General features: G+C 67.9%; 23 protein-coding genes. 15 read left to right on the top strand and 8 right to left on the bottom strand.

Annotated features, from left to right (window positions below):
• Position 1 precedes the first annotated feature (1 nt).
• Together KIT25_16270 and KIT25_16265 are read left to right on the top strand one after the other, a co-directional pair.
• Positions 2–601, top strand: a complete 600-nt coding sequence (locus tag KIT25_16270) for a ribose ABC transporter permease (protein UYN93601.1) — start codon at positions 2–4, stop codon at positions 599–601.
• Positions 598–1,233 carry a CoA pyrophosphatase gene (locus tag KIT25_16265; GenBank protein UYN93600.1) on the top strand — a complete coding sequence of 212 codons (636 nt, stop codon included), beginning with the start codon at positions 598–600 and terminating at the stop codon, positions 1,231–1,233. Before KIT25_16270 ends, KIT25_16265 begins: the two co-directional genes overlap by 4 nt.
• Positions 1,234–1,518: 285 nt before the next feature.
• Here the strand turns inward: KIT25_16265 and KIT25_16260 are convergent, their stop codons facing one another.
• The 3 genes from KIT25_16260 to KIT25_16250 are packed head-to-tail and all read right to left on the bottom strand — an operon-like array spanning position 1,519 to position 5,077.
• Positions 1,519–2,412 (bottom strand): Gfo/Idh/MocA family oxidoreductase, encoded by an 894-nt coding sequence (locus KIT25_16260; GenBank protein ID UYN93599.1) that lies wholly within the window; start codon positions 2,410–2,412, stop codon positions 1,519–1,521.
• Complete coding sequence (locus tag KIT25_16255) at positions 2,409–3,683, bottom strand: LLM class flavin-dependent oxidoreductase (protein ID UYN97963.1); 1,275 nt, start codon at positions 3,681–3,683, stop codon at positions 2,409–2,411. The genes KIT25_16260 and KIT25_16255 overlap by 4 nt, the downstream gene beginning before the upstream one ends.
• Positions 3,684–3,697: 14 nt before the next feature.
• Positions 3,698–5,077, bottom strand: a complete 1,380-nt coding sequence (locus KIT25_16250) for a beta-lactamase family protein (GenBank protein ID UYN93598.1) — start codon at positions 5,075–5,077, stop codon at positions 3,698–3,700.
• Positions 5,078–5,139: 62 nt separating this feature from the next.
• On the opposite strand from KIT25_16250, the gene KIT25_16245 reads away from it, so the two are divergent.
• The 3 genes from KIT25_16245 to KIT25_16235 all read left to right on the top strand — a co-directional run bounded on the left by KIT25_16245 (position 5,140) and on the right by KIT25_16235 (position 7,137).
• Positions 5,140–5,988, top strand: coding sequence for an SMP-30/gluconolactonase/LRE family protein (locus tag KIT25_16245; GenBank protein ID UYN93597.1), 849 nt, complete (start codon positions 5,140–5,142; stop codon positions 5,986–5,988).
• A 368-nt stretch (positions 5,989–6,356) separates the two neighbouring features.
• Positions 6,357–6,761: a DUF1428 domain-containing protein gene (locus KIT25_16240; GenBank protein UYN97962.1), complete on the top strand. Its 405-nt coding sequence runs from the start codon at positions 6,357–6,359 to the stop codon at positions 6,759–6,761.
• Positions 6,762–6,855: 94 nt separating this feature from the next.
• Complete coding sequence (locus tag KIT25_16235; GenBank protein UYN93596.1) at positions 6,856–7,137, top strand: hypothetical protein; 282 nt, start codon at positions 6,856–6,858, stop codon at positions 7,135–7,137.
• On the opposite strand, the gene KIT25_16230 is transcribed toward KIT25_16235, so the two are convergent.
• Together KIT25_16230 and KIT25_16225 are read right to left on the bottom strand one after the other, a co-directional pair.
• Entirely contained in the window at positions 7,134–8,930 is a 1,797-nt protein-coding gene (locus KIT25_16230) for a hydantoinase B/oxoprolinase family protein (GenBank protein UYN93595.1), read from the bottom strand. The two genes, KIT25_16235 and KIT25_16230, sit on opposite strands and share 4 nt — an antisense overlap.
• Positions 8,927–11,005, bottom strand: coding sequence for a hydantoinase/oxoprolinase family protein (locus KIT25_16225; protein ID UYN93594.1), 2,079 nt, complete (start codon positions 11,003–11,005; stop codon positions 8,927–8,929). Before KIT25_16225 ends, KIT25_16230 begins: the two co-directional genes overlap by 4 nt.
• A gap of 89 nt (positions 11,006–11,094) precedes the next feature.
• Between KIT25_16225 and KIT25_16220 the strand changes: the two genes are divergently transcribed.
• The 4 genes from KIT25_16220 to KIT25_16205 are packed head-to-tail and all read left to right on the top strand — an operon-like array spanning position 11,095 to position 15,160.
• Positions 11,095–12,111, top strand: coding sequence for an ABC transporter ATP-binding protein (locus tag KIT25_16220; GenBank protein UYN97961.1), 1,017 nt, complete (start codon positions 11,095–11,097; stop codon positions 12,109–12,111).
• A gap of 14 nt (positions 12,112–12,125) precedes the next feature.
• Positions 12,126–13,409: an extracellular solute-binding protein gene (locus tag KIT25_16215; protein UYN93593.1), complete on the top strand. Its 1,284-nt coding sequence runs from the start codon at positions 12,126–12,128 to the stop codon at positions 13,407–13,409.
• Between the two features lie 52 nt (positions 13,410–13,461).
• Entirely contained in the window at positions 13,462–14,316 is an 855-nt protein-coding gene (locus KIT25_16210) for an ABC transporter permease (protein ID UYN93592.1), read from the top strand.
• A gap of 1 nt (position 14,317) precedes the next feature.
• The gene (locus tag KIT25_16205; protein UYN93591.1) at positions 14,318–15,160 is read left to right on the top strand and encodes an ABC transporter permease; all 843 of its coding nucleotides are present in this window, start codon (positions 14,318–14,320) and stop codon (positions 15,158–15,160) included.
• Positions 15,161–15,181: 21 nt separating this feature from the next.
• Here KIT25_16205 and KIT25_16200 read toward each other — a convergent pair whose 3' ends face one another.
• On the bottom strand, positions 15,182–16,261 hold the full coding sequence (locus KIT25_16200) for an HNH endonuclease (protein UYN93590.1): 1,080 nt from the start codon (positions 16,259–16,261) through the stop codon (positions 15,182–15,184).
• Between KIT25_16200 and KIT25_16195 the strand changes: the two genes are divergently transcribed.
• The 6 genes from KIT25_16195 to KIT25_16170 all read left to right on the top strand — a co-directional run bounded on the left by KIT25_16195 (position 16,244) and on the right by KIT25_16170 (position 22,582).
• Positions 16,244–17,134, top strand: coding sequence for a polysaccharide deacetylase family protein (locus tag KIT25_16195; GenBank protein UYN93589.1), 891 nt, complete (start codon positions 16,244–16,246; stop codon positions 17,132–17,134). The genes KIT25_16200 and KIT25_16195 overlap by 18 nt on opposite strands.
• Before the next feature lie 64 nt (positions 17,135–17,198).
• On the top strand, positions 17,199–18,776 hold the full coding sequence (locus KIT25_16190) for an ABC transporter substrate-binding protein (GenBank protein ID UYN93588.1): 1,578 nt from the start codon (positions 17,199–17,201) through the stop codon (positions 18,774–18,776).
• A 46-nt stretch (positions 18,777–18,822) separates the two neighbouring features.
• On the top strand, positions 18,823–19,764 hold the full coding sequence (locus KIT25_16185) for an ABC transporter permease (protein ID UYN93587.1): 942 nt from the start codon (positions 18,823–18,825) through the stop codon (positions 19,762–19,764).
• 3 nt (positions 19,765–19,767) lie between these two features.
• On the top strand, positions 19,768–20,637 hold the full coding sequence (locus KIT25_16180) for an ABC transporter permease (GenBank protein UYN93586.1): 870 nt from the start codon (positions 19,768–19,770) through the stop codon (positions 20,635–20,637).
• On the top strand, positions 20,634–21,620 hold the full coding sequence (locus tag KIT25_16175; protein UYN93585.1) for an ABC transporter ATP-binding protein: 987 nt from the start codon (positions 20,634–20,636) through the stop codon (positions 21,618–21,620). The genes KIT25_16180 and KIT25_16175 overlap by 4 nt, the downstream gene beginning before the upstream one ends.
• Positions 21,617–22,582, top strand: a complete 966-nt coding sequence (locus KIT25_16170) for an ATP-binding cassette domain-containing protein (GenBank protein ID UYN93584.1) — start codon at positions 21,617–21,619, stop codon at positions 22,580–22,582. The genes KIT25_16175 and KIT25_16170 overlap by 4 nt, the downstream gene beginning before the upstream one ends.
• On the opposite strand, the gene KIT25_16165 is transcribed toward KIT25_16170, so the two are convergent.
• Together KIT25_16165 and KIT25_16160 are read right to left on the bottom strand one after the other, a co-directional pair.
• Complete coding sequence (locus KIT25_16165; GenBank protein UYN93583.1) at positions 22,579–23,211, bottom strand: glutathione S-transferase family protein; 633 nt, start codon at positions 23,209–23,211, stop codon at positions 22,579–22,581. The genes KIT25_16170 and KIT25_16165 overlap by 4 nt on opposite strands.
• Entirely contained in the window at positions 23,211–24,422 is a 1,212-nt protein-coding gene (locus KIT25_16160) for an aminotransferase class V-fold PLP-dependent enzyme (GenBank protein UYN93582.1), read from the bottom strand. Before KIT25_16160 ends, KIT25_16165 begins: the two co-directional genes overlap by 1 nt.
• Positions 24,423–24,467 lie beyond the last annotated feature (45 nt).

The raw sequence follows: 24,467 nt of genomic DNA, 5'->3' as shown, positions 1-24,467 counted from the left end.
AATGCCCGCCCCGCAGATCGCCGGGACCGCCCTGTTCGTCAGGCGCTGGCTGCGCCGGCCATTCGCCATGGGCGCGGTCGTGCCGAGCGGCCGGCTGCTGGCCGAGGCGATGGCGCGCGCCACGGTCGAGGCCGTGGCCGGAAAGCCGGGCCATGTCGTCGAGCTCGGCGCCGGAACCGGGCGGGTGACGAGGGCGCTGCTGGGCGCCGGCATCGCTCCGCACGAGCTGGTCCTGGTCGAGCGCGATCCCGAGCTCGCCGCCTTCCTGCGCGGCAATTTCGTCGGCCCGCAGATCATCGAAGGCGACGCCGCGACCCTTCCCGGACTGCTGGTCGGTCACGGCATCGGCCGCGTCACGGCGGTCGTCTCCAGCCTGCCGCTGCTGTCGCTGCCCGCCGACGTCGTGAACGGCATCGTGCAGAGCGTGTTCGAGGCTCTGCCGCGCGACGGCGTGCTGGTGCAATTCACCTACGGTCCCAGCCCGCCGATCCCGCGGCCGCTGCGCGAGCGGCTGGGTCTGGTCGGCGCCAGCGGCCGGCGCATCTGGCGCAACGTGCCGCCCGCCGTGGTCTGGACGTTCACGAGGCGCGCCGCCGCGTGACCGACTTCCGCTTCGACGAAGACCTGCGCTCTGTCATCGCGGCCAATCTCCGCCGCTTCGAGGTGCGCCGCCGGCCCGATCCGGGTTCGCTCAAGCATGCCGCCGTCGTCGTGCCCGTGATCGCCGCCGAGGGCGGCCGAGGTCAGGCGGCGTTCGTGATCACCAAGCGCACGCCCCGCCTGCGCGCGCATGGTGGGCAATGGGCGCTGCCGGGCGGCCGCGTCGATGCGGGCGAGACGATCGAGCAGACCGCGCTGCGCGAACTGCACGAAGAGCTGGGCGTGCTCGCCTCGACGGACGACGTGCTGGGCACGCTCGACGATTATCCGACGCGCTCGGGCTATCTCATCGCGCCCGTCGTGGTGTGGCTGCCGGGCGTGGTCGAGATCGTGCCCAATCCCGGCGAGGTGGCAGCGGCCTACCGCATCGGTTGCCATGAGCTGTTCCGCGACGGCTCGCCCGAGATCGTGGCGATCGAGGAGTCCGATCGGCCGATCATCCGCCTGCCACTGCCCGTCGCCACGGTGAACGCGCCGACCGCCGCCATCCTCTACCAGTTCCGCGAGGTCGCGCTGGCCGGTCGCGACACCCGTGTCGACCACTACGAGCAGCCGGTGTTCGCCTGGCGCTGACCGTCGCAGGATCTCGGCCCGTCTCGGTCGAATGCGTCGCGGAAACCTCGCAAACCTCCGGTGGGGTGTCGCCGGACAATCGACGTCGCGGGCACCCGCCCGAGACGCCCTCAGGGTGGTGTGCCTACTCTCTGCCGGAATGCGTTGCGCAAACTGCGGGAACTGCGGAAACCTCCGGTCACGTGTCGGGAGGACGGGTCGGCGGGCGATTAATCGGATCGATGGATTCCGTCCGATGCCGATGGCATCTGCATCGGAAGGCGATTCGATCCCCCGATTCCGGCGTCACGCGCGAATCTGACTCTCCCGCAGCGCGAGGCGCGTCTCGTCCGCGAGCGCCAGGGCCTCGACGGCGCGCTCGGCGTCGAGCAATGCAGGGTCGGCCCGGCCACGCAGGCAATCGACGAAATGGCCGAGCTCGACCTCGTAGGGGTTGCGATCCTCGAGCGGCACGTCGAACGTGGTGCGCGGAGGACCGTTTCCCTCGAACACACAATTGAACTCGAACGTCGCGCTTTCGAAGCGCGCCCTGAAGCCCGAAGTGAAGGGCGTGCCGAGCGGCATCAGGCCGCTGGCCGCCACGCTGGCGCTGCGACCGTCGTTCCAGCCCAGCCGCGCCTCCACTTCGTCCGTGCCGGCCGCCTCCAGTCGATCGGGCCGGCCCATCAGCCAGTTCACCGCATCGAAGTCGAAGGCCATCAACTCGAGCATGACGTCGCCGTAGTGCGACTTCCGGCCGGGCGCATCGGGCCGCAGGTACGAACTGCGCCGCCAGGTCGCGAACTCGACAAGCCGTCCCTGCGTGCCGGCTTCGGCCATTCGCTTGACGTGGCGATAGGCCGCCACGGCGCGCATCAGCAGGCCGACCTGCAACAGGCGCCGACTGCGACGCGCGACCTCCGCCATCGCGCGCGCCCGATCGGCCGAAGGGGCGAGCGGGGTCTCGCAGAAGACGTGCTTGCCGGCCGCCAGCGCGGGCAACACGAAGTCGGCATGCGCCTCGGTCGGCACGCAGACGTCGACCGCGTCGATCGTACCGTCGTCGAGCAGCCGGGGAAATTCCCTCGCGAGCGCAAGGCGCGGCAGGGGACCGATCGTCTCGACGCCGGGCAGCGCGGCATGGGCCGCGGCATGCGTGCGGCCCATGGTGCCGGCGCCGAGGATGGCGATGCGGATCACGGCCGCGCCAGGCCGAGATGGTCGCGCAGGGTCCGACCCGTGTAGTCGGCGCGGAACAGCCCGCGCTCCTGCAGGATGGGCACGACACCGTCGGCGAAGGCGTCGAACTGGCCGGGGAAGAACGGCGGCATGACGTTGAAGCCGTCGGCGGCGCCCGCCTCGAACCAGCGCTGCAGCGTCTCGGCGGCCTGGAGCGGCGTGCCGACCAGCAGCAGGTGCCCGCGCGCCGCGGCGACGCGATGGTAGAGGTCGCGCAGGGTGAGATTGTCGCGCCGCGCCATCTGCAGCAGCAATGCCGCGCGGCTCTTGAGATGCTCGGTCTCCGGCACGTCGGGCACCGGCCCGTCGAGCGGATGGACCGACATGTCCGCGCCGAGCCGCTCGGAGAGCACGGTGAAGGCCTGTGCCGAGTCGATGCGCCGGTTGAGCCCGGCGAAGAGCTCGCGCGCCTCGGCCTCGCTGCGGCCGAGCACCGGCATGACGCCCGGCATGACGAGCGCGCTGTCGGGCGCCCGGCCGAACCGGCCGAGTTCTGCCACCAGGCCCCGGCGGAACGCCAGCGCCTCGTCGAGATCGTTCTGGGCGGTAAAGACGACGTCGGCGATGCGCGCGGCGAGCGCCTGGCCGGGACCCGACGAGCCGGCCTGGATCAGCACCGGATGGCCCTGCGGGGCGCGCGGCACGTTGAGCCCGCCCTCGATCGTGAAGTAGCGGCCCTTGAAGCCCGGGAAGTGCAGGCTGCCCGGCCGCACGAAAGCGCCCCGTTCCTTGTCGGCGACGAAGGCGCCGTCCTCCCAGGTGTCCCACAGCAGGCGGCAAGCGGTGACGAATTCCTCCGCCATGGCGTAGCGCTCGGCGTGCGGCGGGTGCGGGCGGCCGAACACGGTGGAAGACTTCGCATAGGCGGTCGTCACCACGTTCCAGGCCGCGCGGCCGCCCGAGAGATGGTCGAGCGAGGCGAAGGCGCGCGCCACGTGGTAGGGCTCGGCGTAGGTCGTCGACCCCGTGGCGGCCAGGCCGAGCCGCGACGTCGTCATGGCGAGCGCCGCGAGCAGGGTCAGCGGCTCGAACTTGCCGATGGTCGAGGGATGCTCGCCGTAGCCGGTGGCGAAGCCGTCGCCCAGGAAGAACATGTCGAACCTCGCCGCCTCGGCCTTGGCGGCGATGTGCTGCATCAGTTTCAGGTTGGGCCAGTGGTCGATCACGGCATCGGGATGCCGCCAACCGCCGACATGATGGCCCGGCGTCTGCACGAACACGCCGAGCCGCATCTGGCGTCGGGTGTTCACGAACGGCGCTTGCGTTCGAGGCGGCGCTTCATCTCGCCGACGGCACGGCCGCGGCCGACGGTGCGTGTGGCGCCCAGCCAGACCTCGACGACCCTGCCGGCCTTGTCGCGCACGCGGCGCACGCCCTCGCCGTAGCTGCCGTATCCGGTCGCGGCGATGATGCGGCCCTTGTCGCGGCCGGTCAGGTCGAACTCGGTGGTGTCGGCGAAGGGAAGCCAGGCATAAGGCGATCCGACGACGATCTTGTTCCCCATGGGCACGAGATCGAGGCCGCCATACATCGTCCACCAGCGCCCGCGCCATCCGGCGACCCGTCGCGACGGCGGGCCGTTGGTGGCGAAGGTGCGGAAGATCGACAGCAGGCCTTCCATCCAGGGATGGGCCCAGCCGTCGCTGGCGTTGGCGCACACCGTCACGGTGAGATCCAGATCGGGAACCGTCAGCGTCCGCGAGACATAGCCCGGCAGCGAGCCGCCATGGCCGAACCAGCTCCAGCCCGCCGAGGTGCCGCTCATCGTGCCCAGCCCGTAGTAACCTTCGACCACCGATCCCGGATTGCGCCACAGCCGATGGGTCATCTCGCGCCGGCTGGCCGGCGAGAGGATCGACTGGCGCGTCTTCGGGGAGAGTTGGTTGAAGAAGAGCGCGGTGTCCGACGCGGTGGCGACGAAGCCGCCGGCCGGGGCGACGGCCGCCATGCGATAGTCGCCGCGGATCGGGACGCGGCGTCCGAGCGGCAGGTGCATGGTGTGGCCGCGCACGAAGGGCGTCCCGCGCGGCAACGGCATGTCGGTGGTCGTGGCGCGAAGGCCGGCCGCCGCGACGATCTCGCGCGACATCCATTTGGCATAGGACTCGCCGGCGATCGCCTCGATCAGCATGCCGAGCAGCGCGTAGCCTCGATTCGAGTATTTCAGCCGCACGCCGGCATCGATGATCGGGGCCGCGGCGAATTCGGCCCTGAGCTCGTCCGTGCCGGGGAACGGGTGGCGGCCGTCGAAGGCGCCCGAATCGGCGCCGTCGCGGACGAGGCCGGCGCTGTGCGACAGCACCTGCCGCACGGTGACCTGTGCGGTCTTGCGGTGCAGGCCGGGCACGAACCGGCCCACCGGATCGTCGAGCCGCAGTTTGCCTTGCTCGTGCAGCTTCAGGATTCCGGCGGCGGTGAAGGTCTTGGAATGCGAGGCGATGCGGAAGCGATGCCGCGGCGTCAGCCTCTCGCCGCTGCCGGTGTCGGCCTGGCCGGCGGCGCATTCGAGCACCACCTTGCCGCGCTGCACGACGGCCGCCAGCGCGCCCGGCTGCTGGCCGTGCTCGACCTGGTACGACAGCCATGACGGGATGTACTCCAGCGCGGCGCCCAGCCAGCGGTCCATGTCGCTTGCTCCTGTTGGAGGCAGACTGTAGCAGAACCGCAGAAGCGAACGGAGGAAACGCCATGGAACGCATCGCGACGGGCTACGGATTGATCGAGGGACCGGTCTGGGATGCGACGCGCGGCCTCTATTTCAGCGACGTGCTGAACGGCGGCGTGTTCCTGCTCGATCGCGCGGGCAAGGTCTCGCAGGCGGTGCCCAAGCGCCGCGGCATCGGCGGCATGGCGCTGCACGGATCGGGCGGGCTGGTCGTGGGCGGCCGCGACATCGCGCTGGTGTCGCTGAAGGACGGATCGACGAAGACCTTGCTGGCGCTCGACGCCATCCCCGGCGCCACCGGCTTCAACGACCTGACGACCGACGCGGCCGGCCGCATCTATGTCGGTTCGCTTGCCTTCAAGGTGTTCGGCGGCGAGACGCCCAGGCCCGGCCACCTGCACGTGATCGACCCCGACGGCACCATGCGGACTCTGTCGGACGGAGTCATGCTGACCAACGGGCTCGGCTTCTCGCCCGACGGCCGACGGCTCTATCACAGCGACGCGCGCGCCGGCATCGTGCGCGTGTACGACGTGCAGGAGGATGGTGCCGTGAGTCCGTGGCGCACGTTCGCCCACCTCGGCGAGGGCCGCGTGCCCGACGGGCTGAAGGTGGCGAGCGACGGTTCCGTCTGGGTAGCCGACGCCCATGGCGGCCGCGTCGCCGTCTATGCCGCCGACGGCTCGCATCGCCGGGACATTCCCGTGCCGCTGCCGATGGTGACCAGTGTCTGCTTCGGCGGCGACGACTTGCGCGACCTCTTTATTGTCACCGGCTCGCGCGGCGGCCCGAGCGAGAATTGCGGCAGCATCTTCCGGATGCGCGCCGACGTGGCGGGGCTGGCCCTGTCGCCGGCGTTGACTCGTCCCTGAATGGATTGATATCAATCTATATCGCCCGTACCCGATCCGACAGGAGAGACGCCATGACCTATGTCGAGGGATTCGTCGCCGCCGTTCCCGCCGCCAACAAGGAGGCCTATCGCAAGCATGCCGCCGACGCGGCGCCGCTGTTCAAGGAGTTCGGCGTCGTCCGCATGGTCGAGAATTGGGGCGACGACGTGCCGGACGGCAAGGTCACCGACTTCAAGGGCGCGGTGAAGGCCAAGCCAGACGAGGTGGTCGTGTTCTCCTGGCTGGAGTTCCCCAGCAAGCAGGTGCGCGACGCCGCCGGCCAGAAGATGATGAACGACCCGCGCATGAAGGAGATGGGCGCGGCGATGCCGTTCGACGGCAAGCGCATGATCTTCGGCGGCTTCTCGCCGATCCTCGACGAGCGAGGCACCGGCGAAACCGGCTATGTCGACGGCTTCCTGGTGCCGGTGCCGGAGGACAGGAAGGACGACTACCGCAAGCTCGCCGCCAAGGTTGCGGTCAAGTTCAAGGAACTCGGAGCGGTGCGCGTGGTCGAGGCGTGGGGCGACGACGTGCCCGACGGCAAGATCACCGACTACAAGGGCGCGGTGAAGGCCGCGGACGGCGAGAAGGTGGTCTATTCCTGGATCGAGTGGCCGTCCCGACAGGTGCGCGACGACGCCTGGAAGAAGATGATGGCCGACGAGAGCATGAAGCCGGAGGGCGAGATGCCGTTCGACGGCCGGCGCATGATCTGGGGCGGTTTCGCGCCAATCCTCGACACCAAGTAGGCCGTTTTCGCCGACGCGCCCCCTAGGCCGCCGCCCAGGTCAAGGAACGGCAGCGGTCGATCCGCGTAGAGAGGGGAGAGACGGAGGATCGACCATGTCGGAAGCCCGTACGAAGACGCTGGAGCGTTTCCAGGACCGGCTCGCTCGCCTGGAGGCGCTGCGCCAGGAGATGCCCGCACGCTGGCAGCTCTACCATCTGCACGGCGCGCTCGATTCGCTGGAGAACGACCGCGACGACGCCGACCTGCATCTCGACGAGTTCGACCGGCACCAGCTCGAGAAGGAGTATCCCGAGCTCGCGGCGGACCGCGTCCCGTCGGTCGACGAGATCAGAGCCCGCTTCGACCTGCTGGGCGCCCGCACCGGCGGCGTCTAGCGCCGGGCTCGCAAGGCCTCGGTCGCCTCGGCATCGACGACGCCCTTGGACGAGACGACGACGCCGTAGTCGCGTCGCGCCGTCTCGATCGAGATGACGCCGTCCAGCACGTCGTCGGCGACCTTGGCGGGATCGCGCTCCAGAGGATTGCCGTAGCCGCCGCCCGCGGGGCCGTAGCAGATGAAGCGGCCGTCGCGCGCGACGTTCATGTGCGGCACCTTGGAGGGCAGGGCCCTCGGCGCCAGACCGCCCGGCAGGACGAGGTCGAGCTTGGCCGGCACGCCCTCCTGGCCGCCCAGGAAGCCCCAGGGGCGGTAGCGATGTCCCTCGCCCTCGACCGAAGCGCCGCCGTCGGACAGGAAGGCGAACTCGCGCACCGAGCCCAGCCCGCCGCGCCACTTGCCGGCGCCGGCGACGTCCTCGCGCAGCTCGTAGCGCAGCACACGCAACGGCAGATGGGTCTCGATGTCCTCGATCGGGTTGTTGCGCGTGTTGGCGTAGAGCGTGTCGACGGCATCCATGCCGTCCTTGCCCCGACGGCCGCCATAGGAGCCCTCGAAGATCTCCATGTGCACCCAGTGCGTCTCGTCCCTCAGGCCCGAGAAGGCGATGACCTTGAGGTTGCCGATGCCGGCCGAGACGTTGCCCGGCATGGCCGCGCTCAGCGCCTTCATCACGGTGTCGGCGAGCTGGTTGCCAGGACAGAAGCGGGCGATGGTCGGCGCCGGGAAGGTCGGGTTGGCGAGGCAGCCCTTGGGCGCCACGATGGTGATGGGGCGGATCAGGCCGGCATTCACCGGGATGTGGCCGTGCACCGCCGTGTCGAGCAGCACCGAGCGGATGGTGAGCCAGATCGCGATGTCGGCGGTGCCCTCGAGCGGCATGTTGATCGGCCGGTCGGGCACCTGCGGCGCCGTGCCGGTGAGATCGACGACGAGCGAATCGTCCTGCTTGGTGATGGTGACGACGATCGGCAGTTCCTTCTTCTTCGGATCGTCGCTGTCGAGATAGCCGTCTATGGCCGTCTCGGCGCGCCAGACGCCGTCGGGCAGCCGGGCGATGGCCTGGCGCATCAGCCGCTCGGCATGGTCCATCAGAGCGACGCAGGCGAGATCGAAGGTCGCGAGCCCGTAGCGCTCGACCAGCTCGGCCATGCGCTCGGCGCCGATGCGCGCCGCCGCCACCTGGGCGTCCATGTCGCCGACCACGAGGTCGGAGGCACGGATGTTGTCGCGCACGATCTGCCACACCGCCTCGTTGCGGACGCCGCGGTCGTAGACCTTGATCGCCTTGAACTGCAGGCCCTCGGCATAGGCGTCGATCGCCTCGACGATGCCGCACGAGCCGGGCGACAGCGCGCCGATGTCGAGATGGTGTGCCGTGGTGGCGGCGAAGCCGATCAGCTTGCCGGCGACGAACACCGGCACGATGAAGGCGACGTCGGGCCCGTGGCTCGCGCCGGAATAGGCGTCGTTGTGCATGACCACGTCGCCCGGCTGGAACGCGTCGCCGCGCTCCTTCAGGATGCGCAGCACGCCGCGCACGTAGCCCGGGATCGGGCCCGACTGCAGCGGCGTCGACTGCGCCGATTCCGCAAGGCCGCGGCCTTCCGCATCGACGAGCGCGGCCCCGAAATCCTCCGATTCGCGGATGATCGAAGAGTAGCTCATGCGCATCAGCTTGTAGCCCATCTCGACGGCGATGTTCTCGAGCGCGCCCTGGATGACGCTGGTCGTGATCGGGTCGATGCGATCGGGCCTGCCGGCGGGCTGGCGGATGGCGGCGGTGCTCATTGGGGGAGCTCCTTGCGGATGACGAGGTTGCCGGCGGTGTCGGCCTCGAAACCATGCCGCGGCGGCACGACGGTGGTGGTGTCCATCTGCAGCACGACGGCCGGGCCGGGGATCTTCTCGCCGACCGGCAGCAGGTCGCGGCGATAGAAAGTCGTCGGATAGTCCGTGAGCCTGCCGTCGACGCGGAAGGTGCACGTGCCCTGACGCACCACCGCTTCCGCAAGCGGCTTGCCGGCGGCCGTGGCGGGCCTGGCGATGGTGGCGGCGCTGGCGGCGCCGACCAGGCGCAAGTTGACAATCTCGATGCCCGACTCGGCGAAGTGGTGGCCGTACTCGCGCCGATGCACCTCGTGGAAGGTGTCGAAGGCCCCGGCGAGCGCCGCGTCGTCGATCGTACCGTCAGCGAACGGTACCTTGAGCTCGTAGCCCTGGCCGACATAGCGCAGATCGCCGCGTCGCTCGAACGTGACCCTGGCGAGGTCGACGCCGTCGGCGATGAAGCGGTCCTCGAGCTCCTTCCGCATAGCGGCGAAATCCGAATTGATGCGCGCGAGGTCGGCCGCGCCGGAGACCTGGAAAGACGTGCGGATGGCGTCGTAACGCAGGTCGCTGATCAGCAGCCCGACCGCCGAGGTGATGCCGGGATGGGGCGGCACGATCACCTCGGGGACGCCCAGCATGTCGGCGACTTCGGCGCCGTGCAGCGGCCCCGCGCCGCCGAAGGCGACCAGCGCGTAGCTGCGCGGGTCGATGCCTTTCTGGACGGTCCGCGAGCGGATGGCGTTGGCCATGTTGGCGTTGATCACGGTGATCACGCCTTCGGCCGCCTCGAGCTCGCTCATGCCGAGCTCGCGCGCCAGATCGCCGACGACGCGCCGCGCCGCCACCTCGTCGAGCGACATCGAGCCGCCGAGGAAGTTGCCACGGTCGAGGCGGCCGAGCACGACGTTGGCGTCGGTGACGGTGGCCTTGGCGCCGCCGCGGCCGTAGGCGGCCGGACCGGGCACGGCGCCGGCCGAACGCGGGCCGACCTTGAAGGCGCCGGCCTGGTCGACGAAGGCGATCGAGCCGCCGCCGGCGCCGATCGTGTGCACGTCGATCATCGGCACCAGAACGGGGAAGCCCGCGATCCAGGTGTCGCGCGCCGTCGCCTCGCCGAAGCCGCCCTCGGTGACGATGCCGATGTCGGCCGAGGTGCCGCCGACGTCGAAGGTGATGAGATTGCGCCTGCCCGAGAGCGCACCCGCCCAGTCGCCGCCGATCACGCCGGCGGCGGGGCCCGACAGCAGGGTGAGGACGGGCCGCTCGGCCACCATCGAGGGCGTCGCCACGCCGCCGTTGGAAGCCATGATGCGCAGATCGGCTTTGAAGCCGGACGTCTCGATCTCGCGCTCGAGGCGCGTCACGTAGTTGCGCACCTTCGGTCCGACGAAGGCGTTCATCGCCGTCGTCGTGAAGCGCTCGAACTCGCGGAACTGCGGCGACACCGACGACGATGTCGTGGCGAAGCACTCGGGATACTCCTCGCGCACGATCTCGAGCGCCCGCGCCTCGTGCGCGGGCTCGAGATAGGAGAAGAGGAAGCAGATCGCGATCGCCTGGACGCCCGAGTCCCTGAGTTCGCTCACCGCTTGCCGCACGCCCGCCTCGTCGAGCGGCTCCAGCACCTCGCCGCTGGGTGGCACCAGCCGCTCCCTCACCGTCTTGCGATGGCGTCGCTTGACCAGCGGCCGGTCCTGCCAGGGAATGTCCTGCATGATCGAGTAGTGCTGCGGGCGCTGGTGGCGGCCGATATGCAGGATGTCGCGATAGCCGCCGGTGGTGATCATGCCGGTGACGGCGCCGTCATGCTCGAGGATCGCATTGGTGGCGATGGTTGTGCCGTGGAACACCACGTCGATCGTGTCGCGCGGGATGCCGTATTTGTCGCAGAGTGCGGCCAGGCCGGCAACGACGCCGCGCGAGGGATCGTCGGGCGTGGTCGAGATCTTGTGCACGCCTGTCTCGCCCGCCTCGGTGTCGGCATAGACCAGGTCGGTGAAGGTTCCGCCGACATCGACGCCGATCAACCGCATATCTCGCCTCCCTCGACGGGGCAGTGTAGCAAGAGACGCGCCAGCATAAACTTCGTCGCTGGCATGGAGCTTGCTTTGCGATGACCGACATGGCCCTGAAGCCCGACATCGAGCTGGTTGCCGTCACCAAGCGCTATGGTGACACGGTTGCCGTCGATCATGTGAGTCTCAAGATTCCCGCCGGTTCGTATTGCTGTCTGCTCGGGCCCTCGGGTTGCGGAAAGACCACGACCTTGCGCATGATCGCCGGCCACGAGGAGACGACCGGGGGTGACGTCATCCTGGGCTCGGAGAACATCACCCGCCTGCCGCCGGCCGCGCGCGGCACGGCGATGATGTTCCAGAGCTACGCGCTGTTTCCCCATCTCGACTGCGTCGACAACGTCGCCTTCAGCCTCAAAATGCGCGGCGTCGACCGCGAGACGCGCCGCGGCCGCGCGCTCGACATGCTGCGGCGCGTGCAGATGGAACCCTATGCAGGCCGGCTGCCGGCCCAGCTCTCGGGCGGGCAGCAGCAGCGCGTGGCGCTGGCCCGCGCGCTGATCACCGATCCGCAGGTGCTGCTGCTCGACGAGCCCTTGTCGGCGCTCGATCCGTTCCTGCGCGTCAGGATGCGCGAGGAGCTGAAGAGCCTGCAGACCCGGCTCGGCATCTCCTTCATCCATGTCACGCACAGCCAGGACGAGGCGATGGCACTGGCCGACCTCGTCGTGGTGATGAACCAGGGCCGGATCGAGCAGGCCGCGCCGCCGCGCCATGTGTTCAACCGGCCGGCGTCGGCATTCGTCGCCAGGTTCATCGGCGGGCACAACGTGCTGCCGGCGGCGGTGGCGCGGGCGAGCGGCGGCGCCGAGTACGTCGCCATTCGCGCCGATCGCGTGACGGTGCGGCCGGGCGGCGAGGCGCGCGACGCGACCTCGCTCTGCGGTGTCGCGCGCTCGGTCGAGTATCTCGGCCCGACGGTCCAGGTCGGCATCGATGTGGCCGGTCTCGAAACCCTGTTCGCGGTGGTGCCGGAGTCGCGCTTCGACGCGTCGCCCGTGGCGCCCGGCCAGCCGGTAGTGATGTCTTGGCAACCCGAGGACGTGCACGTTCTCGGACATTGAAGGAGGAGTGGGAGATGGCTCGCACGAACAGCAAGGGTCTGGGCCGCCGCAAGGTCCTGAAAGGTGCCGTCGGCGTGGCCGGCGCGCTCGCCGGCACGACGCTCGGCGCGCCGACGATCTGGGCGCAGGCCACCAGGAACATCACCCTGCGCCAGATCGGCACCGGCGTGTCGGCGATCAACGAGATCGCCGAGAAGTGCAAGGCCGATCTCGGCATCACGCTGCAGATGACGGCGCTCGATTCCGACGCGGTCGTGCAGCGCGTCGTCACCCAGCCCAACTCGTTCGACATCGGCGACATCGAGTACTGGATGTGCAAGAAGGTCTTCCCGGCGAACACGCTGCAGGCGATGAACGTCAAGAAGATCAAGTATTTCGACAAGATCGTGCCGATCTTCACTTCGGGCAAACTCAAGCCCGATTCGGTGATCGCCCAGGGCACCGCGCCCAACACCGTGAGCTTTGTCGAAGGCGCCGGCTCGACCAAGTTCGCCAAGGGCCAGACCGAGTGGTTCACGATGATCCCGACGATCTACAACGCCGACACGCTCGGCATCCGCCCCGACCTGGTCGGCCGCAAGATCGAGAACTGGAAGGACATCCTCGACCCCAGGTTCAAGGGCAAGACGTCGATCCTCAACATCCCGTCGATCGGCATCATGGACGCCGCGATGATCTGCGAATCGGCCGGCATCGTGAAGTACGGCGACAAGGGCAACATGACCCGCGCGGAGATCGACAAGACCATCGATTTCCTGATCAAGACCAAGAAGGAAGGCCAGTTCCGCGCCTTCTGGAAGACCTTCGACGAGTCGGTGAACCTGATGGCGTCGGGCGAGGTGGTGATCCAGTCGATGTGGTCGCCCGCGGTGACGGCGGTGCGTGCCAAGGGCATCCCCTGCGTCTACCAGCCGCTCAAGGAAGGGTACCGCGCCTGGGGTGGCGGCCTGTCGCTCGCCAAGCACCTGCAGGGCGCCCAGCTCGACGCCGCCTACGAGTACATCAACTGGTACCTCTCCGGCTGGGTCGGCGCCTTCCTCAACCGCCAGGGCTACTATTCGGCGGTGCTCGAGACGGCCAAGGCCAACATGACCGAGGACGAGTGGGGCTACTGGATGGAAGGCAAGCCGGCCAAGGGCGAGATCAAGAACCCGCAGGGCGTCGTCATGGAGAAGCCCGGTGCAGTGCGCGACGGCGGCTCGTTCTACGATCGGATGGGCGCCGTCTCGTGCTGGAATGCGGTGATGGACGAGGATCGCTACATGGTCCAGAAGTGGAACCAGTTCATCGCCGCCTAGTTCCGGGACCGCACCGGAGGCGCCGTCGTGCGGCGCCTCCGTCGCAGAGACAATGAATCGGATCAACGTCTGGGTCACTTACCTGCAGGTGGCGCCGCTCGCGCTGGTCTTCCTGCTGTTCCTGGTCGTGCCGATCGTCACGATCGTGGTGGTCAGCTTCTTCGACTACAACACCACGCAGATCATCCCGGCGTTCCTGATCCAGAACTACGACGAGCTGCTGAGCTCGCCGGTCACCTGGCAGACCTACCTGCAGACCCTGCAGTTCGCTGCAATCACCTGGGCGATCACGCTGGTCGTGGGCTTCGTCGTCGCCTACTTCCTCGCCTTCCACGTCAGGTCCGCGACCTGGCAGACCGTGCTGTTCCTGGTCTGCACCATCCCGTTCTGGACCTCCAACATCATCCGCATGATCTCGTGGATCCCCTTCCTCGGGCGCAACGGGCTGCTCAACACCACACTGATCGGCATGGGCATCATCGACCGACCGCTCGAATTCCTGCTGTTCTCGCCCTTCTCCGTGGTGCTGGCCTACGTCCACCTCTACACGCTGTTCATGGTGGTGCCGATCTTCAACTCGATGATGCGCATCGACCGCTCGCTGCTCGAGGCGGCGCGCGACGCCGGCGCCACCGGCTGGCAGACGCTGTGGAACGTCGTCGTGCCGCTGTGCAAGCCCGGCATCGCCATCGGCTCGATCTTCGTCGTCACCATCGTGATGGGCGACTTCGTCACCGTCCGGCTGATGAGCGGCGGCCAGAGCGCCTCGGTCGGGCTGATGATGATGAACGCCATGTCGCTGCTGCAGTACCCCGCCGCCGCCGCCAATGCGGTGATCCTGCTGCTGCTCGTGCTGCTCACCGTCGCCGCCATGATGCGGCTGGTCGACATCCGCAAGGAGCTGTGACGTGAGCAACGCGCGCCGAGGCCCCGCCTTCTGGTTCCTCGCCGGATTCTTCGGCCTGTTCGTGCTGTTCCTCTACGGCCCGACCATCACCATCACCGTGCTGTCGTTCCAGGGACCGACCGGCGGCCTCACCTTCCCGATGAACGGCGTGTCGCTGCACTGGTTCGGCAACCTGTTCGAGAAGCAGATGGTCGGCGACTTCTACGGCTCGTTTCGCCGCTCGATGGTCCTCGGGCTGCTGACCATGGCAGTGACCGTGGTCGCGTCGTTCATGGCGGGTCTCGCCTTCCGCCGGCGCTTCCCCGGCGCGAACGTGATCTTCTACCTTGCCATCGCCAGCCTGATCGTGCCGTCGATCCTGATCAGCCTCGGCATCGGCCTGCTGTTCCGGGTGCTCGGCCTTGACACCGCCTGGTACAGCTCGGCTTTCGGCGCGCACCTGACCTGGACGTTGCCGTTCGGCCTGCTGATCATGTTCGCCGTCTTCAACCGCTTCGACCGGCGTTACGAAGAGGCGGCGCGCGATCTCGGTGCCACTTCGTGGCAAACCACCCGGCACGTCGTGGTCCCGATCCTGCTGCCGAGCCTGATCGGCGTCGGCCTGTTCGGCTTCACGCTCTCATACGACGAGTTCGCCCGCAGCCTCTACGCTTCGGGCACCTTCAACACCTTGCCGCTCGAGATCTACGCCATGACCACCAACGTCACGACGCCGGTGCTCTACGCGCTCGGCACCGTGACCACAGGCGTGTCGTTCCTCGTGATCGCCCTCGCCCTGGTGTCGACCACGATCCTGCGGCGGCGTCGCGCCCGCCACGGCAGCGATGCCGGCAAGGCGGCATGAGCGGCGACACAAGCCGGCGCTTCAGGGAACGTAGACTTCGCTCCGATGGTAGGAGAGATAGTCGCGCTGCCCGGGCGTAAAGGCTCCGTCGTCCTGCCATGCCATGGGCGCCTCGGAGAAGCCGAGCTGTCGCCACGCCGACTCGCCGAGGCCCAACCGACGCAGGTCGTCCTGGTCGAAGCGCGGCGATACGCGCATCTTGCCGTCGTCCTCGAAGGTGATGACCCCCCGATCGAAGAGCAGATCGGCGTCGGGTGTCAGCAACAGGCCGTTCATGCCATCCAGGCGCTGCTGCGACGTTTCGCATGACCGCCATGGCCGGATATGGCTGGCGATCAGCAACGTCGGATTCGTGACCCCGGTCAATCGACACGACTTCTCGATCTTCTCGACGTTGGAACGAAACGCTCCCTGACCCCGTCGTGCCTGGATCACGCTTTGTCGTTCCGTGCCGTCGAGACCAATGTCGTCGCGGATGATCCGTTCGACGCGGTCCTCGAGCTGCTCCTTGACGGCATGAAACGTCAGGCTGTTGGCTCCGCCCCGAAGGAGCAGGGCGTAATCCACGGCGCCGGCGGCGACGATGGTATCGAAAACTTCCCGAGGAATACTCGCGAGATACACCGATTGATTGCCATCGCCGGTCTCCGGCCGGATCGGCGAGTACTTCCTGGGCAACGAAGGTCGCAGCACGTCGATAAGAGCCTTCGGATGGACGGCCGGAACCAGGGGAGTCCAATAGACGGGCAGCAGCCAACCCTCGTTCAGCCAGTACGCACCCGTGTTCCCGAACTCTGAAGGTTTCGGCGCCGTGAAGGCGAACTCCGCGACGCGACCCACCGCGGCGACGACTCGGTTCGCATAAGACAAGACGAGATCGCCGGGATCGGCCAATCGCATGTTGTCATAGAATCGATTGCGCGCCCCGTTCCTGTTGGTTTTCGGCGACCACAGGTACTGGTTCTCGATTTCCTGCGTCGCAGTCTGCTTGTGGTTGACCCACCAATACCGCGTCATCTCGCGGAAATTGTACCGGCTGGCTGGCCGATAGCCCATCGGCACTTTGGGCGCTACGCTTTCGCCATGAACCTCGAGACCCACGGCCGCTACGACTATGTTCCCTTGCGCGGGCGCCCCGACTATTCGTGGCCCGGCGGCAAGCGCCTGGCGGTCTATTTCGCACTCAACCTCGAGCATTTCTCGTTCGGCGAGGGATTGGGCGCCGAGCTTGCACCGGGCGGCCCGCCGCCCGACGTGCTGAACTACGCCTGGCGCGACTACGGCAACCGGGTCGGCGCGTGGTACCTGCTCGATGCGTTCGACGCGCTGGACTTGCCGATGGCGACACTGGTCAACAGCGCGATGTACGACTATGCGCCGCAACTCGTCGCGGCCTGCCGGGCGCGGGGCGACGAGATCGTTGGACACGGGCGTACCAACGCCGAGCGCCAGGGCGTGCTCGACGAGGCCACCGAACGGGCGTTGATCGTCGAGGCGACGGCGAGGTTGACGAAGGAGGAGGGCGGGGCACCCGAGGGCTGGCTCGGGCCATGGATCTCGCAGAGCCAGTGCACGCCCGACCTGCTCGCGGAAGCCGGCTATCGTTACACCCTCGACTGGTGCATGGACGACCAGCCGGTCCGGTTTCGCTGCCGCGGCGGGCGGCGCCTGCTGGCGGTTCCCTATCCCCAGGAACTGAACGACATTCCGGCGATCGTCGCGCGCAAGGCCGGCGCGGCGGAGTTCGCCGACATGATCGTCGACCAGTATGACGAGATGCGCGACCTTTCCGCCACGCGGCCCCTGGTGTTGGGGGTTGCGCTGCACGCCTACATCGTCGGCCAGCCGCACCGCCTGCGGCACTTGCGGCGGGCGCTGCGCCACATCGCCGTCGACCGCGCCGCGGTCTGGCTGACGACCCCGGGGGCGATCGCGCGCCATTGCAGGTCACTGCCGGACGGCGTCGTTCCCTAGCGACGCTGGACAACCGGCCGCGCTCCTTCGCATACTCGACGCTTCATTCCTTCGAGGGGAGAGCATGTTGCTCAGAGTATTCGCGATCCTGTTGGCGCTCGCCGCTCCGTTGACGGCGATGGCCCAGGAGAAGGTCCTGCGCGCCGTCATGCACGCCGACGTCCGCGTCATCGACCCGATCTGGACCACCCAGACCATCGCCAACATCCACGGCATGCTGGTCTACGACACGCTGTTCGGAAACGACCGCGAGATGAAGCCCAGGCCGCAAATGGTCGGCAAGTACGAGATCAGCGACGACAAGCTCACCTACACCTTCACCCTGCGCGACGGGCTCAAGTTCAGCGACGGCTCGCCGGTCACCACCCGGGATGTCATCGCCTCCCTCGCGCGCTGGGGCAAGAAGGACGGCGTCGGCATCCGCCTGATGTCGTTCGTCGACAAGATGGAGCCGGTCGACGACAGGACGTTCCGCATGGTGCTGAAGCGGCCCTACGGCATGGTGCTGGAGTCGCTCGGCAAGACCAATTCGTCGGTCGCCGTCATCATGCGGGAGAAGGAAGCGCAGACCGATCCGCAGCAGCAGGTCAAGGAGTCGGTCGGCTCGGGCCCGTTCATGTTCGCCAAGGACCAGTGGGTGCCGGGCAGCAAGGCGGTCTACGTGAAGAATCCCCACTACGTGCCGCGGCCGGGCAACGAGCCGCCCTCGTCCTTCTCCGGCTCGAAGATCGCCGGCGTCGACAGGATCGAGCTGGTGTGGATCTCCGATCCGCAGACCGCCATGTCGGCACTGATCAACGGCGAGATCGATTTCTTCGAGGCGCCGAGCATCGACTTCCTGCCGATCCTGGAGAAGGCGCGCGGCGTCAAGCTGATGAAGACCGGCGACCTCGACAGCACGCATGGCATGATCCGGCTGAACCATCTCCATCCGCCCTTCAACAATCCGAAGGCGCGCCAGGCGATGTACCACCTGATCAACCAGGAGGATTTCCTGCGCGCCGTCGTCGGCAACCCGGCCTACTACCGCGTCTGTCACGGCTTGATCACCTGCGGCTCGCCGCTCGCCAACGACGGCGGCAGTGCGCTGATGAAGGAATACAATCCGAAGAAGGCGCTGCAGCTCATGAAGGAAGCCGGCTACAACGGCGAGCCGATCACCGTGCTGCAGGCGACCGATCACGTTACCATCACGCCGGCCACGCAGGTGCTGATCCAGGCAATGCGCGAGGCCGGCCTCAACGTCGATGCGCAGGCGATGGACTGGGGCACGGTCGTGACGCGCCGCGCCAAGAAGGATCCGCCGGCTCAGGGCGGCTGGAACATCTTCGTCACCACGACCGGCGGCGTCGGTTCGTCGAATCCGGTGCTGCACACCTGGATCGGCGCGGCCTGCGACAAGGGCCTGTTCGGCTGGCCGTGCGACGCCAAGATCGAGGAACTGCGCAACGCCTTCGCTTTCGCCCAGACGGACGAGGAGCGCAAGAAGATAGCGCGCGATCTGCAGACGCTCGCCATGGAGCAGGTCGTCTATATCCCGTTCGGGCAATGGACGGTGCCGCTCGCCTACCGCGCCGACCGCCTCGACGGCATCGTGCCCAATACCGGACTGGCCGTGCTGTGGGGAATCACCAAGAAGTGATGTTTCGCCGCCTCCCCCGCCGCACGGGGGAGGCAAGCGAACCGGCATGACCGCGTATATCGTCCGTCGTCTCTTCGCCACCCTGCCCGTGATGGCAGTGGTCGCGCTGTTCGTGTTCTTCCTGTTGCGCCTCGCGCCCGGCGATCCGGCGGCGATCATCGCGGGTGAAGATGCCACGGCGGAGGCGATCGAGGCGGTGCGCCACAAGCTCGGCCTCGACCGTCCGGTCGTCGAGCAGTTCGTCGTCTGGCTGTGGGGCCTGATGCAGGGCGACCTCGGCGTCTCGATCTTCTCCAATCTCGCGGTCACTCGGCTGATCGCCCAGCGCGTCGAGCCGACGGTGGCGCTGACCCTGTCGACACTGCTGGTCGCCGTTTCGCTCGCCATTCCGATCGGTGTGCTGGCGGCGTGGAAGGCGCGCAAGCTGGTCGATCGTCTGGTCATGGGTTTCGCCGTACTCGGCTTCGCCATGCCGGTCTTCGTGCTGGCCTACGTGCTGATCTACTTCTTCGCCCTGCAGTGGCAACTCCTGCCGGTGCAGGGATACCGGCCGATCGGCGAGGGGTTCTGGCCGTTCGTCGAGAGCCTCGTCCTGCCGTCCTTCGCGCTCGGCGTCACCTACATGGCGCTGATCGCGCGCATCACCCGGGCGTCGATGCTCGAGGTGCTGCAGCAGGACTATATCCGCACCGCCAACGCCAAGGGCCTCGCGACCGACCGCGTGCTGCTGCTGCACGCGCTGAAGAACGCCTCGGTGCCGATCGTCACCGTGATCGGCATCGGCATCGCCCTGCTGATCTCCGGCGTAGTCATCACCGAGACGGTGTTCAACATCCCGGGCCTCGGCCGGCTCACCGTCGATGCGGTGCTCAAGCGGGACTATCCGATCGTGCAGGGGCTGATTCTGGTGTTCGCCGCGGCCAAGGTGCTGGTGAACCTGGCGATCGATATCTCCTACGCCTTTCTCGATCCGCGCATCCGGTACTGATCGATGGCCATTGCCGCAGACGACCTTGCCCTGCCGTCCCGACGCTTTTCGCTCGGCGTCGCGATCCGCCGCAATCCGACCATCGCTTTCGGCGGCGCGCTGCTCCTCGCGCTGATCCTCGTCGCCATCGTCGGGCCGAGCTTCGTCGGTGACCCCTTCAAGATCGCCCCGGTCAACCGCCTGCGCCCGCCGTCGGAGCGCTGGTGGTTCGGCACCGACCAGTTCGGCCGCGATGTCTTCACCCGCACGGTCTACGGCGCGCGCGTGTCGCTGATCGTCGGCCTGTCGGTGGCGGCGGTCTCGAGTGTTCTGGGCCTCGCGCTCGGCCTCGCCTGCGGCTACTTCCGCGCCGTCGACGCCATCGTCATGCGCATCATGGACGGGTTGATGGCGATCCCCTCGATCCTGCTCGCCATCGCGCTGATCACGCTGACGCGGCCCGGCCTCGCCATCGTCATCGTCGCCATCGTCATCCCCGAGGTGCCGCGCATCGTGCGGGTCGTGCGGGCGGTGGTGCTGGCGATCCGTGCCCAACCCTATGTCGAAAGCGCCATCGCCGGCGGCACGAGGAACCTGAAGCTGCTGGTGCGCCACGTCCTGCCCAACACGCTGGCGCCGCTGATCGTGCAATCGACCTATGTCTGCGCCGCGGCCATGCTGGTCGAGGCGAGCCTTTCCTTCCTGGGAGCCGGGGTGCCGCCCGAGGTGCCGAGCTGGGGCAACATCATCGCGCAGGGTCGTACCTTCTTCCAGATCGCGCCCTGGACGATCCTGATTCCCGGCGCCTTTCTCGCGGTCACAGTGCTGGCGGTGAACCTGCTGGGCGACGGACTGCGCGACCGGCTCGATCCGCGGCTGGCGAGACGACTGTGAGTGCCATCCTCGAGGTCAGGGACCTGCGCACGCAATTCCACACGCTCGACGGCGTGGTGCGCGCGGTCGACGGCGTGTCGTTTGACGTCGAACGCGGCGAGACGCTGGGCATTGTCGGCGAATCGGGCTGCGGCAAGTCGGTGACGGCGCTTTCCATCCTGCGTCTCATCCCACCGGAGACCGGCCGCATCGCCTCGGGCTCGATCCGCTTCGAGGGGCGCGAGCTGACGGGCCTGGGTGAGGAGGAGATGAAGGGCCTGCGCGGCCACCGCATCTCGATGATCTTCCAGGAGCCGATGACCAGCCTCAATCCGGTGCTGACGGTTGGCACGCAGATCGCCGAGAACGTTGTGCGGCACCTCAACGTCTCGTGGAAACGGGCGCGCGAGCGCGCCTTCCAGATGCTCGACCTGGTGCGCATCGCCGACGCGCGGCGGCGGCTCGGCGAATATCCGCACCAGCTCTCGGGTGGCATGCGACAGCGCGTGATGATCGCCATGGCGTTGAGCTGCGATCCGCAGGTGCTGATCGCCGACGAGCCGACCACCGCGCTCGACGTCACCATCCAGGCGCAGATTCTCGATCTCATGCTGGAACTCAAGGAGAAGACCGGCACGGCGATCGTGCTGATCACACACGATCTCGGCGTCGTCGCCGAGACGACCCAGCGAGTGGTCGTGATGTATGCCGGGCGCAAGGTCGAGGAGGCGCCGGTCGAGGCGCTGTTCGACAATCCGCTGCACCCCTATACGCGCGGGCTCATGCAGGCGATCCCGCGACTCGACGTCGAGGCCGACGCCGCAGGCAGCCGGCCGCGCCTGCAGGAGATTCCGGGTCTGGTGCCGATTCTCACCAAGCCGATCGTCGGCTGTGCCTTTGCCGCGCGCTGCAGCCTCGCGACGGATCGCTGCCGCCGCGACGCACCGCCCTTCGTCGATGCCGGCGACGGTCACACCGTGGCGTGCTGGGAGGCACGGCCATGAGCGCTGTCCTCGAGGTCAGGGACCTAGTGAAGCATTTCCCGATCCACGGCGGGCTCCTGCAGCGGCGTGTCGGCGCGGTGAAGGCGGTTGACGGCGTGAGCTTTGCCATAGCCAAGGGCGAGACGCTGGGCCTGGTGGGCGAATCCGGGTGCGGAAAGTCGACCATCGGCAAGACGGTGCTGAAGCTCGTCGAGCCGACATCAGGCCGTATCCTGCTGGGCGGCGAGGACGTGACGCAGCTCAAGCCCGGCGCGATGTGGCCGCACCGGCGGCGCATCCAGACCATCTTCCAGGACCCGTACTCGTCGATGAACCCACGCCTGGCGGCCGGCACCATCGTCGGCGAGCCATTGGAGAATTTCGACATCGCGCGCGGCAAGGAGCGCGATGAACGGGTCGCCGCGCTGTTCCGGCGCGTCGGACTGCGACCCGATTCGATGCGCAAGTTCGCCCACGAATTCTCGGGCGGCCAGCGCCAGCGACTGGGCATTGCCAAGGCATTGTCGGTCAATCCCGACCTGATCGTGGCCGACGAGCCGGTGTCGGCGCTCGACGTGTCGGTGCAGGCACAGGTGCTGAACCTGCTGATCGACCTGCAGGAGGAGTACGGCCTCGCCTATCTCTTCATCAGCCACGACCTCGCGGTGATGCGGCACATCAGCCATCGCATCGCCGTGATGTATCTCGGCCGCATCGTCGAACTGACGACCAAGCGCACGCTGTTCACCAATCCGCTGCACCCCTACACCGAGGCTCTGCTGTCGGCCGCCACCGCACCCGACCCCAGGCGGCGGCGCAAGAAGAAGGCGATCGTCCAGGGCGACGTGCCGAGCCCGGCCAAGCCACCGCCCGGCTGCCATTTCCATACCCGTTGTCCACATGTCAGGCCGGAGTGCAGGATCACCGTCCCGGCGTTGCGCGAGGTCGCACCGGGTCATCACGTGGCCTGCCTGCTGCGTTAGCTCTGCGGTGTTTCCGACGGTTGCGTCGCCTGCATCGACGGCCGCCGCGCGATCCCGTCGTACCAGGCGGCCAGCCGTGGGGCGGTCGCCCGCCAGTCCGGCCCGTAGCGCCAATCGTCGTAGCCGCAGGCGATGGCGGCAGTGATCTGGGCCAGGTCGAATGAAGCGGCGAAGCGGGGCAACTCCCCTTCCAGCGCGGCGAAGCAGCGATGCTGCCGGTCGCGCATCTTGGCGATGAAGTCGTGCGAGCGCTCGTTGTCGGGGCGCAAGGTCTCGGCGCGGCGCATGATCTGCGCCTCCAGGATCGCGTTCGCGATCGCGACGACCGGCAGCACCTGCCATCGCGCCTCGCCGTCGCGCGGCAGCAGTCGGAATCCGCCGAACCTGTCGTTCAGGTAGTCGCAGATCGCATGGGAGTCGGTGAGAGTCACGTCATCGGCGACGAGCGTGGGAATGCGCAGGACGGGCGTGGCGGCCGTGAAGTCGGCCGGCATGGCGACCGTCTGCGTCCCCCAGCTGTGCGGCCACCGTGTTTGTACGAACTCGAAGCGGTCCTCGATGCCCAGCTCGAGGATGCACACCCTGACGCGCCGGACCCAGGGCGAGGCCGGCGTGACGTAGAGGCGCATCACGATTGCCGGGCGCCCGGCGCGGTGTCGCGCAGGTAGGTGAGGGCGGCCTGCGCCCCGCCCGTCTCGTGCGGCACCCCGGCGAGCCCGAGCGCCATCTCGACGCCCGAGAGCGTGCCCATCAGCATCAGGTCGTTGAAGTCGCCGAGATGGCCGATGCGGAACACCTTGCCGGCGACCTTGCTGAGGCCCTGGCCGAGCGACAGGTTGAAGTTCTCGAGCGCCACCTTGCGGAAGGCGTCGGCATCGTGGCCCTCGGGCATCAGGATCGCGGTGAGCGAACCCGAATAGGCGCCGGGGTCGCTGCACAGGATCTCCAGTCCCCAGGCCTTGACGGCCGTGCGCGTCGCCTCGGCGTGGCGCGCATGGCGCGCGAACACCGCGTCGAGCCCTTCCTCCAGCAGCATGTCGCAGGCCTCGTTGAGGCCATAGAGGAGGTTGGTGGCGGGCGTGTAGGGGAACCAGCCGTTGGCGTTGGCCGAGATCATCTCTTCCCAGTTCCAGAACGACTTCGGCATCTTCGAGCCCTTCGACGCCGCGACCGCCTTCTCGCTCACGGCATTGAAGGAGAGGCCGGGCGGCAACATCAGGCCCTTCTGCGAGCCGGCCACCGTGACGTCGACGCCCCAGGCGTCGTGGCGGTAGTCGATCGATCCCAAGGACGAGATCGTGTCGACGAGGAGGAGCGCCGGATGCCTGGCGCCGTCGATGGCCTGGCGGATCGCGCTGACGTCGCTGACGACGCCGGTCGAGGTCTCGTTGTGCACGATGCAGACGGCCTTGATGGCGTGATCGGTGTCGTCCTTCAGTCGTTTCTCGATCGCCGCGGGGTCGGCCGGCTTGCGCCAGTCGCCGCCCATGAACTCCGACTTGATGCCCAGCCGGTCGGCCATCTTCTTCCACAGCGAGGCAAAATGGCCGGTCTCCCACATCAGCACCAGGTCGCCGGGCGAGAGGGTGTTGACCAGCGCGGCCTCCCACGCGCCCGTGCCGGAAGCGGGAAAGACGACGACCGGTTGGCGGGTCTGGAAGACTTGGCGCACGCTGCGCAGGATCTTCTTAGCGAGCGTGTTGAACTCGGGGCCGCGGTGATCGATGGTCGGATGATCCATCGCCCGCAGGATGCGGTCGGGCACGTTGGTCGGGCCGGGAATCTGCAGGAAATGCCGTCCGCTGGGATGCGAGTTCAAGCGCATGGGGCTCCCTTCCATCGAGGCTGTTTCCATTTGGTATACAATATGCCAACTTGAGTCCAG

This window comes from Enhydrobacter sp., assembly GCA_025808875.1.
Lineage (GTDB): Bacteria > Pseudomonadota > Alphaproteobacteria > Reyranellales > Reyranellaceae > Reyranella.
Note: the sequence above shows the minus strand (reverse complement) of the source record. Positions and strands in the feature narration are given on the sequence as shown.

Coding starts and splice junctions, on each gene's coding strand:
- KIT25_16270 (UYN93601.1), top strand. CDS start 2: ATGCCCGCCCCGCAGATCGCCGGGACCGCCCTGTTCGTCAGGCGCTGG.
- KIT25_16255 (UYN97963.1), bottom strand. CDS start 3,683: ATGCGGCTCGGCGTGTTCGTGCAGACGCCGGGCCATCATGTCGGCGGT.
- KIT25_16250 (UYN93598.1), bottom strand. CDS start 5,077: ATGGACCGCTGGCTGGGCGCCGCGCTGGAGTACATCCCGTCATGGCTG.
- KIT25_16245 (UYN93597.1), top strand. CDS start 5,140: ATGGAACGCATCGCGACGGGCTACGGATTGATCGAGGGACCGGTCTGG.
- KIT25_16240 (UYN97962.1), top strand. CDS start 6,357: ATGATCTTCGGCGGCTTCTCGCCGATCCTCGACGAGCGAGGCACCGGC.
- KIT25_16235 (UYN93596.1), top strand. CDS start 6,856: ATGTCGGAAGCCCGTACGAAGACGCTGGAGCGTTTCCAGGACCGGCTC.
- KIT25_16230 (UYN93595.1), bottom strand. CDS start 8,930: ATGAGCACCGCCGCCATCCGCCAGCCCGCCGGCAGGCCCGATCGCATC.
- KIT25_16225 (UYN93594.1), bottom strand. CDS start 11,005: ATGCGGTTGATCGGCGTCGATGTCGGCGGAACCTTCACCGACCTGGTC.
- KIT25_16220 (UYN97961.1), top strand. CDS start 11,095: ATGGCCCTGAAGCCCGACATCGAGCTGGTTGCCGTCACCAAGCGCTAT.
- KIT25_16215 (UYN93593.1), top strand. CDS start 12,126: ATGGCTCGCACGAACAGCAAGGGTCTGGGCCGCCGCAAGGTCCTGAAA.
- KIT25_16210 (UYN93592.1), top strand. CDS start 13,462: ATGAATCGGATCAACGTCTGGGTCACTTACCTGCAGGTGGCGCCGCTC.
- KIT25_16195 (UYN93589.1), top strand. CDS start 16,244: ATGAACCTCGAGACCCACGGCCGCTACGACTATGTTCCCTTGCGCGGG.
- KIT25_16190 (UYN93588.1), top strand. CDS start 17,199: ATGTTGCTCAGAGTATTCGCGATCCTGTTGGCGCTCGCCGCTCCGTTG.
- KIT25_16185 (UYN93587.1), top strand. CDS start 18,823: ATGACCGCGTATATCGTCCGTCGTCTCTTCGCCACCCTGCCCGTGATG.
- KIT25_16180 (UYN93586.1), top strand. CDS start 19,768: ATGGCCATTGCCGCAGACGACCTTGCCCTGCCGTCCCGACGCTTTTCG.
- KIT25_16170 (UYN93584.1), top strand. CDS start 21,617: ATGAGCGCTGTCCTCGAGGTCAGGGACCTAGTGAAGCATTTCCCGATC.
- KIT25_16165 (UYN93583.1), bottom strand. CDS start 23,211: ATGCGCCTCTACGTCACGCCGGCCTCGCCCTGGGTCCGGCGCGTCAGG.
- KIT25_16160 (UYN93582.1), bottom strand. CDS start 24,422: ATGGAAGGGAGCCCCATGCGCTTGAACTCGCATCCCAGCGGACGGCAT.